Source organism: Mycobacterium sp. NPDC003449, from assembly GCF_053588415.1.
Genome location: NZ_JBSFPX010000280.1, coordinates 1 through 6,814 on the forward strand (window position 1 = coordinate 1; position 6,814 = coordinate 6,814).

At 68.1% G+C, this 6,814-nt stretch carries 9 protein-coding genes and 1 pseudogene; 7 read left to right on the forward strand and 3 right to left on the reverse strand.

What is annotated here, in order from left to right:
* Nucleotides 1-129: 129 nt before the first annotated feature.
* Both ACWDTP_RS36325 and ACWDTP_RS36330 read left to right on the forward strand, forming a co-directional pair.
* Entirely contained in the window at nucleotides 130-351 is a 222-nt protein-coding gene (locus ACWDTP_RS36325) for a hypothetical protein (RefSeq protein WP_450028055.1), read from the forward strand.
* Nucleotides 352-525: 174 nt separating this feature from the next.
* On the forward strand, nucleotides 526-663 hold the full coding sequence (locus tag ACWDTP_RS36330) for a hypothetical protein (protein ID WP_450028056.1): 138 nt from the start codon (nucleotides 526-528) through the stop codon (nucleotides 661-663).
* Between the two features lie 6 nt (nucleotides 664-669).
* Here the strand turns inward: ACWDTP_RS36330 and ACWDTP_RS36335 are convergent, their stop codons facing one another.
* The 3 genes from ACWDTP_RS36335 to ACWDTP_RS36345 all read right to left on the reverse strand — a co-directional run bounded on the left by ACWDTP_RS36335 (nucleotide 670) and on the right by ACWDTP_RS36345 (nucleotide 3,017).
* Nucleotides 670-1,197, reverse strand: a complete 528-nt coding sequence (locus tag ACWDTP_RS36335) for a dihydrofolate reductase family protein (protein WP_450028057.1) — start codon at nucleotides 1,195-1,197, stop codon at nucleotides 670-672.
* A gap of 3 nt (nucleotides 1,198-1,200) precedes the next feature.
* On the reverse strand, nucleotides 1,201-2,121 hold the full coding sequence (locus tag ACWDTP_RS36340) for a helix-turn-helix domain-containing protein (RefSeq protein ID WP_450028058.1): 921 nt from the start codon (nucleotides 2,119-2,121) through the stop codon (nucleotides 1,201-1,203).
* 65 nt (nucleotides 2,122-2,186) lie between these two features.
* The gene (locus ACWDTP_RS36345; protein WP_450028059.1) at nucleotides 2,187-3,017 is read right to left on the reverse strand and encodes an arylamine N-acetyltransferase family protein; all 831 of its coding nucleotides are present in this window, start codon (nucleotides 3,015-3,017) and stop codon (nucleotides 2,187-2,189) included.
* Between the two features lie 107 nt (nucleotides 3,018-3,124).
* Here ACWDTP_RS36345 and ACWDTP_RS36350 point away from each other — a divergent pair, with 107 nt between their 5' ends.
* The 5 genes and pseudogenes from ACWDTP_RS36350 to ACWDTP_RS36370 all read left to right on the forward strand — a co-directional run.
* A complete protein-coding gene (locus tag ACWDTP_RS36350; RefSeq protein ID WP_450028060.1) occupies nucleotides 3,125-3,382 on the forward strand; it encodes a ribbon-helix-helix protein, CopG family in 258 nt (85 codons plus the stop codon).
* Nucleotides 3,369-3,800: a type II toxin-antitoxin system VapC family toxin gene (locus ACWDTP_RS36355; protein WP_450028061.1), complete on the forward strand. Its 432-nt coding sequence runs from the start codon at nucleotides 3,369-3,371 to the stop codon at nucleotides 3,798-3,800. The genes ACWDTP_RS36350 and ACWDTP_RS36355 overlap by 14 nt, the downstream gene beginning before the upstream one ends.
* Before the next feature lie 94 nt (nucleotides 3,801-3,894).
* Complete coding sequence (locus ACWDTP_RS36360) at nucleotides 3,895-4,704, forward strand: 1-acyl-sn-glycerol-3-phosphate acyltransferase (protein ID WP_450028062.1); 810 nt, start codon at nucleotides 3,895-3,897, stop codon at nucleotides 4,702-4,704.
* A gap of 54 nt (nucleotides 4,705-4,758) precedes the next feature.
* Nucleotides 4,759-6,327 carry an acyl-CoA ligase FadD12 gene (fadD12, locus tag ACWDTP_RS36365; RefSeq protein ID WP_450028063.1) on the forward strand — a complete coding sequence of 523 codons (1,569 nt, stop codon included), beginning with the start codon at nucleotides 4,759-4,761 and terminating at the stop codon, nucleotides 6,325-6,327.
* A pseudogene (locus tag ACWDTP_RS36370) lies at nucleotides 6,320-6,814 on the forward strand (alpha/beta hydrolase); the annotation flags it as partial. The gene fadD12 and the pseudogene ACWDTP_RS36370, both read left to right, overlap by 8 nt.

The following is a 6,814-nucleotide window of genomic DNA, read 5'->3' on the forward strand; positions in this document are numbered from 1 at the left end:
GTCCACTTTCACGCGAAAGTGGACAGTTTTATGTCTGCTCGGCCGAGAACCCCCAGCAAATGGCCAACGAAGCGGACTAGGGTGGCGTGGGTTCGCACATCCGCTGCCTACGAAATCAGGGAGGAACCGATGGCAGTATCAGTTGACCTGGCCAAATCGCTCGACAAGGCTTACGAGGACAAGCCGCTGAAGGACATCCTGGATGCGTCACCGGCGGCGCTGGCGGGGGTCAGCGATTCCGATGCCAAGCACCTTGAAGAGGCGTTCAACATCAAGACTGTGCGGCAGTTCGGCGCCAACAAGTACTTCGCGGTGGCTGCCGCGCTGGTGGCACTGGAGAACGCCGGCTGACACCGGCCCTTCGGTCGCGAAAGCCCTCAGGGACCACGGGTTCTTGAGGGCTTTTCGCCGTTCAACAGCCGTTAACCCGGTGTTCGTGGAATAACCCTCTGGCTCGTCGACGTTCGGTCACTACAGGACGGTTGCCTGGACGCCGTGCCGGATCAAGCAGGAGGGCGGTGCACGATGTGGGTCATCGAACTCAACGTCGCCGGTCGACGATTCACCCGGCAGGTGTGGGCGCCGCGCCGTTCGGTATTCGCACTCAGATCCCGCGCCCTGCTGCGGCGGCCGGCCCGGCTGCCGCTCGATCGGGCGGCCTGATTCGGCTCAGGCCGCAGGCCTGGTCCACCGGGCGCACACAAAGTCCCCGTTGACCGCCGATTCCGCCAGCGCCCATTCCGAGCGGACCGGCAGCACCAGTGAACCGGCTCCCAGCGTGCACGGTGCGTAACTGACGATCAGCTCGTCGATCAGATCCGCCGCCACGAACTGGGCCGCGACGTCCCCACCCCCGACCACCCAGACATCCTTGTCGGCGGCCGCGGCGACCAAGGTCGGATGCAACTCGGTGACGTCGCCGGCGAACACCGTCACGGGATAGCGGTCGACCGCGAGTTGCGGGCGGTGGGTCAGCACCCAGGCCGGCTGCTCGTACATCCAATCGTCGGGGTGGTTCTGCACGATCCACTCGTAGGTCGACGCCCCCATCGCGAGTGCGCCGACATCGTCGATGAACGCGTCGTAGCCGAACGGCCCGCCGGCGTCGATCGCGCGCGAGGTCAGCCAGTCCAGGCTGTCTGCCTCGTCGACGATGTAGCCGTCCAGGCTCGATGCGGTGTAGTAGACGGTCTTCACGGCTCAGTCTCTCCTCATCCATTCCAGCGGATCACCCTGATCGGTTTCGACGCCGTGGCGGGCCAGCATCGCCCGCGCCAGCCCGCGCCGGTGCGCCGAGAAGGTGAGGACGTGCGCGACGATGCCGTACAGCTGAAACGACTCCGGCGGATCGCACAACGCGTCGATCACGGTGTCGGCCAGCCGGCCCGCCGCCGAGTATTCGGAAATCAGTGTGGTCCAGCGCTTTCCGATGACCCGATGGCGTTCGGTCAGCTCGGCCGCGGTGGCCGAGCGGGTCCGCGACGGGAAGTCGTGCCCCTCGATGGTGGCCAGCCACACCTGCTTGGTCCATACGATGGCGTCGAGCACCGCACCAACACAGGCTTCCGGTCCATCCCAGCTCAGCACCGTCTGACCCGGAGAAATCTCCTGGGCCCATTGGCTTTCCGTCAGCGACCCGGCGCGGCCGATCAGATAGTCGGTGTCGGCGACATCGTGAACGAGCATGAACTGGGCCACGTCCGGCCCTGCGCCCCCGCCGGAGCCGTCGGCATCGCACCACAGCGAGTGCGGCGGATGGAAATGTACGCCGTTGGGCGCGGGCAATCGGAATCCGACATCGTCGGCGCGGGACGGCGGCACCCCGAAGCCGCGCCGGAAGGCACGGGAGAACACCTCGGCCGACGACCATCCCTCGGCGGCGGCCACCTCGGCGACCCCCTGGCCCTGGCGCAGCCGCCAGGCCGCCCGCTCCAGCATGACCCGGCGGCGCAGCGCCGCGGGCGCCTCGCCGGTCAGCCGCCGCACCTCACGCGAGAAGTGGAACTCCGATGCGTAGCTGCTGCGCGCCATTTCACCGACACCGCTGTTGCCGGCGTCGACGACGGCGTCGAGCAGCTCACGTAACCGGTCCCGCCCGTTCGGTTGCACGCTCACGCCCACCGAGTATGCTCGGCCGCCGCGGGTGGGGACATGACTTTTCCTGCTGCGGTCACGCGGAGCTCGGCTCAGGCGTCGAGCACCTCGTCGACCCTGGCTTCGACGTCGACATCGCCGCCGAGATCCGCGAGATCGATGCCGAACCGACCGGACAGCGCGTCGAGCACCTGCGCGGCGGTCTCGAAGCGAACGCGTTCGGTGCCGTCGCGGCGGTGGATGGCCAGGTTGCGGCCACGCAGGTTGAACCTGGCCTCGTCGGTGATCAGCGCCACGGTCAGTCCGGTGACAAAGATGCCGCCGGGATGCGTTGACACATACCAACTTCCGACTTCGAGATCGATACGGGGCTGGGGTGCGGTGGTGAAGGTGTACAGCGGCTTCCATTCGTCGCGAATGTCGGCCTGCAGCACATATCCGGTGTCGTGGTCGAGGAGCCGGTACGGCTCATGACGGGTCTGCTGCACCGGGCCGGCTTCCAGGCGGATGGGCGAGGACAGCGTCTGCCCACCGAATCCGACATCGACGAGGTAACGCCCGTCGACGCCGGGCACGGTCACGGCCAGCACGTTGTGGGTCTGAGCGTGTAACGGGGCGTCGGGGGGTTGCATCCACACCACGCGGCCGGACAACCTGTCGACCTCGAAACCCAACTCCTCAAGGACATAGCCGAGCAGCCCGTTGTGCTCGAAGCAGTACCCGCCGCGCCCGCGGTCGACCAGCTTGTCGTGCAGCGCCGCGAAGGTCAGATCTGCCACCGGGATACCCAGTAGCGGGTCGAGGTTCTCGAACGGGATGGATCGGTTGTGGGCGGCGACGATGCCGTGCAGGGTGTCGAGGTCGGCGCGCGCCGGTCCGGCGAAGCCGATCCGCGCGAGGTATGCGGTGAGGTCGGTGGCCATCCGCCCATCCTGACGCCTTAACCGCCGTGCAGGTCAACGGACCGCACCATCAGCCGGCTGACCTGGGACAGCATCTTTATGTCGGCCCTCCGCACTAAGATGCCACTATGCGCACCACCATCCGCATCGACGACGATCTGTATCGCGAGGTGAAGGCGCGCGCCGCCCGCTCCGGACGCACGGTGGCCGCCGTCCTCGAGGACGCGGTGCGCCGCGGCCTCGATCCCGACGCGCACCACGCCAGGCCGCCCTACACCGTGCGACCCCTGGGCGCCGGTGGGCTGCGGCCCGGCATCGACATCTCGTTCAATTCCACAGTCGCCGAGGCGATGGACGAGGGGTCGTCTCTCGATGCTGTGCGTTGACGTCAACGTGCTGGTCTACGCGCACCGGGTGGATCTCCCGGAGCACGCCACCTACCGGTCCCTGCTTGAGCGGTTGACCAATGGCGACGAACCGCTGGGCCTGTCGGATGCCGTACTCAGCGGGTTTCACCGGGTGATGACCAACCGCCGCATCTTCGCCGAACCCGTGAGCCCGCAACAGGCATGGGACGCGATCGACGCCCTCATCGCGGCGCCCGCAGCCCTCACGCTCCGTGCGGGCGAGCGACATTGGACGCACTTTCGGCAGCTGTGCGAGGACATCAACGCGCAGGGAAACGATGTCGCGGATGCCTACCTGGCGGCCTACGCCATGGAGAACAACGCGGTCTGGTTGAGCGCCGACCGCGGATTTGCGCGCTTCGACCGGCTGCGCTGGCGGCATCCGCTCGACGCATAGCGGTCAACGGCGAACCCGTGTTTTGGCAGGATGGCACGTGACCTGGGTACTATACGAAAACTAGAACACGTTCCAATTCTCTCCAGGGGGAGCCGTGGCCGCCACCGACATCGACCCGTCCGAGATCACCAAATGGGATCCGGGCCTGACCGAGAACGTCATGGGCTGGCTGCGGCCGCTGATCAAGGGCTACCACCGCGCCGAGGTCCGCGGCCTGGACACCTTCCCCAAGGGCGGCGCGCTGGTGGTGTCCAACCACTCCGGCGGCCTGTTCCCGATGGACGTGCCGGTGTTCGCGACCGGTTTCTACGACACGTTCGGCTACCACCGCCCGGTGTACACGCTGAGCCACGACATGCTGATGACCGGCCCGACCGCGGACTTCTTCAAAAAGACCGGCTTCATCCGGGCCAACCATGAGAACGCCGACGAGGCGCTGCGCTCGGGTGGCGTTGTGGTGGTGTTCCCCGGCGGCGACTACGACGTGTACCGCCCGACGCTGGCGGCCAACAGGATCGATTTCGGCGGCCGCACCGGATATGTGAAGGCCGCGCTCAACGCCGGGGTGCCCATCGTGCCGATGGTGGGGATCGGCGGGCAGGAGACCCAGTTGTTCCTGTCCCGCGGGACGGCGGTGGCCAAGGCCCTCGGCCCCCTGGCCCGGTTGGCGCGAACCAAGATCGTGCCGCTGTCGTTCGGTTTCCCGTTCGGATTGTCGGCCGTGTTACCGCTCAACGTCCCGCTGCCGGCCAAGATCGTGATGACGGCGCTGCCGCCGGTCGACATCGCGGCCGAGTTCGGCGAGCATCCCGATATCGACGAGGTCGACGCCCACATCCGGCACATCATGCAGCGCGCACTGGACGAGTTGTCGCAGGAGCGCCGCTTCCCGGTGATCGGCTGAGCTGACGTGGGGCCCCTCGACCGCGTCACCGACACCGTCGGCCTGGTCACCACGATGCGCCGGGCCGGGCTGATCGCCGCGCTGCGCCCGGACAAGTACCTGCGCATCGCCGCCGCGATGGCGCGCGAGAACATGGGTGTCACATCGGGTTTCGCCAGCGCCGCGCAGCGGTGCCCGGACCGGCCCGGCCTCGTCGACGAGATCGGCACCCTGACCTGGCGGGACATCGACCGGCAGGCCGACGCGCTGGCCACCGGTCTGCAGGCGCTGCCGGGTGGCGCGCCCGACGTGCTGGGCATCATGGCCCGCAACCACCGCGGGTTCGTGCTGTCGTTGATCGCGGCCAATCGCATCGGCGCCGACGTGCTGCTGCTGAACACCTCGTTCGCCGGACCCGCGCTGGCCGAGGTGGTCACCCGGGAGCGGGTCGGCGCCGTCATCTACGACGAGGAGTTCACCGAGACCGTCGATCGAGCATGTGCCGGGCTCGCGGATACCGCCCGGATCGTGGCCTGGGCCGACACCCGGGCGCATGGGCGGAGCGTCGACGGGCTCGTCGGCGAGTTCGCGGGCAGGCAGCCCGAGCGGGCCGCCGACAAGGGCCGGGTCATTCTCCTGACCTCGGGCACCACCGGAACCCCCAAGGGCGCCAGGCATTCCGGCGGCGGGCCGGAGGTGCTCAAGTCGATCCTCGATCGCACCCCGTGGCGGGCCGAAGAGCCCGTGGTGATCGCCGCACCGATGTTTCACGCCTGGGGCTTCTCCCAGCTGGCGTTCGCGGCGTCGATGGCGTGCACGATCATCACCAGGCGCAGATTCGACCCCGAGTGCACGCTGGAACTCATCGACCGGCACCGGGCCACCGGCCTGTGCGTGGTCCCGGTGATGTTCGATCGGATCATGGACCTCGATGAGAACGTGTTGCGCCGTTACGACGGCCGCTCGCTGCGGTTCGCGGCCGCGTCGGGATCGCGGATGCGGCCCGACGTGGTCGTCAGGTTCATGGACCGCTTCGGCGACGTCATCTACAACAACTACAACGCCACCGAGGCCGGCATGATCGCTACCGCCACCCCGGCCGACCTGCGGGCCGCGCCCGACACCGCGGGTAAACCCGCCGAGGGCACCGACATCCGCATTCTCGACGCGGACCACCGAGAGCTGCCCACCGGTAAGGTCGGGACCATCTACGTGCGCAACTCCACCCAGTTCGACGGGTACACATCGGGCTCCACCAAGGACTTCCACGAGGGCTACATGTGTTCCGGCGATGTCGGCTACCTCGACGAGAACGGCAGGCTGTTCGTGGTGGGCCGCGACGACGAGATGATCGTCTCGGGCGGCGAGAACGTGTACCCGATCGAGGTGGAGAAGGTGCTGGCCGGGCATCCCGATGTCGCCGAGGCCGCGGTGATCGGCGTCGACGACGAGCAGTTCGGTCAACGGCTCGCGGCGTTCGTGGTGGTGTCCGGGGCGGCGACGGCCGATGATCTCAAGGCGTACGTCCGGGAGAACCTGGCCAACTACAAGGTGCCGCGCGAGATCACCGTGCTCGACGAGCTGCCGCGCAACAACACCGGCAAGATCGCCCGCCGTGACCTCCAGGACCTGGCGAATGGCTAGACCGCTCCCGGCCGCGGCCGCCGAGTTGCTCAATGCTGTCAACGCGGTGAAACCACTGGGCCGCAAGGGTTACCTCACCATCGCGGCCTTCGCGTTCGGCTGGCCGACGTCGGAGAACGCGCCGCTGATCACGACGGTTTCGGCGGCCGATGCCGTGCGCCGCGCGGTCCGCGGCGACTATCGCTCGGCCGGCGGCCGGATCTCGCTGGGGCTCAAGGCGATCTCCTGGGCGCTGCTGTATGTGGTGCACCGGCGCGGGCGGCGATCGCGGCCCTCCTTCGAGGATCCGTTGCGCACCGCGCTCGGCGCCGACTATGCGGTGGCCCGGCGGGCCCGCAGGCCGGGTGGAGTCGTCGCGACCTCGTGGACCCGGCGCCGCTACTCGAAAAAGACCGTGCGCTACGGTCCGCATCGGGCCAACCTGGCCGATATCTGGATGCGTACCGACCTCCACCGCGACGGGGCCGCCCCGGTCCTCCTGCAGGTC